1 rRNA gene is annotated in these 1,864 nt (G+C 56.1%); it reads left to right on the forward strand.

The window, feature by feature from the left end:
- Positions 1–1,822, forward strand: a 23S ribosomal RNA gene (locus ACIRSS_RS50300); the annotation flags it as partial.
- Positions 1,823–1,864: the final 42 nt, after the last annotated feature.

Raw genomic sequence — 1,864 nt, forward strand, 5'->3', positions numbered from 1 at the left:
GATGGGTAGGGGAGCGTCCTGCATCCAGGGAAGCGGCGGCGGAAGCCAGTCGTGGAGGGTGTGGGAGTGAGAATGCAGGCATGAGTAGCGAATGCAGAGTGAGAAACTCTGCCGCCGGATGACCAAGGGTTCCTGGGCCAGGCTAATCCGCCCAGGGTAAGTCGGGACCTAAGGCGAGGCCGACAGGCGTAGTCGATGGACAACGGGTTGATATTCCCGTACCCGAGCATGTGCGCCCATGACGAGGCGTTTGATACTAACCACCCAAAGCGTGCCGGCGAAGCCTTCGGGCGGAGTTGGCATTGTGGAGCGTGGGACCTGATTTCGTAGTAGTCAAGCGATGGGGTGACGCAGGAAGGTAGCTCCGCCAGTGAGTGGTAGTACTGGTGTAAGCGTGTAGGCCGAGTGGTAGGCAAATCCGCCGCTCATATAGGTTGAGACGTGATGCGTAGCCGTTTGAGGCGAAGTAGAGTGATCCTATGCTGCCGAGAAAAGCCTCTAGTGAGTGCATGCACGGCCCGTACCCCAAACCAACACAGGTGGTCAGGTAGAGAATACCAAGGCGATCGGGTGAACTGTGGTTAAGGAACTCGGCAAAATGCCCCCGTAACTTCGGGAGAAGGGGGGCCAAACATCCTGAAGCCTTTCTCGGGCTAGGGGTGGGTGGCCGCAGAGACCAGCGGAAAGCGACTGTTTACTAAAAACACAGGTCCATGCGAAGTCGCAAGACGATGTATATGGACTGACGCCTGCCCGGTGCTGGAACGTTAAGAGGACCGGTTAGCCTTTCGGGGCGAAGCTGAGAATTTAAGCGCCAGTAAACGGCGGTGGTAACTATAACCATCCTAAGGTAGCGAAATTCCTTGTCGGGTAAGTTCCGACCTGCACGAATGGCGTAACGACTTTCCGGCTGTCTCAACCACAGGCCCGGCGAAATTGCACTACGAGTAAAGATGCTCGTTACGCGCGGCAGGACGGAAAGACCCCGGGACCTTTACTATAGTTTGGTATTGGTTTTCGGTTCGGCTTGTGTAGGATAGGTGGGAGACTGTGAAGCGGTGACGCTAGTTACTGTGGAGTCGTTGTTGAAATACCACTCTGGTCGAATTGGGAATCTGAACCTCGGGCCATGATCTGGTTCAGGGACAGTGCCTGATGGGTAGTTTAACTGGGGCGGTTGCCTCCTAAAGAGTAACGGAGGCGCCCAAAGGTTCCCTCAGCCTGGTTGGCAATCAGGTGTTGAGTGCAAGTGCACAAGGGAGCTTGACTGTGAGACAGACATGTCGAGCAGGGACGAAAGTCGGGACTAGTGATCCGGCACCTCCTGGTGGAAGGGGTGTCGCTCAACGGATAAAAGGTACCCCGGGGATAACAGGCTGATCTTGCCCAAGAGTCCATATCGACGGCATGGTTTGGCACCTCGATGTCGGCTCGTCGCATCCTGGGGCCGGAGTAGGTCCCAAGGGTTGGGCTGTTCGCCCATTAAAGCGGCACGCGAGCTGGGTTTAGAACGTCGTGAGACAGTTCGGTCCCTATCCGCCGCGCGCGTAGGATACTTGAGGAAGGCTGTCCCTAGTACGAGAGGACCGGGACGGACGAACCTCTGGTGTGCCAGTTGTTCCGCCAGGGGCATGGCTGGTTGGCCACGTTCGGAAGGGATAACCGCTGAAGGCATCTAAGCGGGAAGCCTGTTCCAAGATGAGGTATCCCACCCTTTGTGGGTTAAGGCTCCCAATAGACCATTGGGTTGATAGGCCAGAAATGGAAGCACAGTAATGTGTTGTCGAGTTGACTGGTACTAATAGGCCGAGGACTTGTCTACGAAGATGTTGCGCATCCACTCTACGGTTCTGAAACACCACGC

The sequence above is a fragment of the Amycolatopsis sp. NPDC101161 genome, assembly GCF_044768185.1.
Lineage (GTDB): Bacteria > Actinomycetota > Actinomycetes > Mycobacteriales > Pseudonocardiaceae > Amycolatopsis.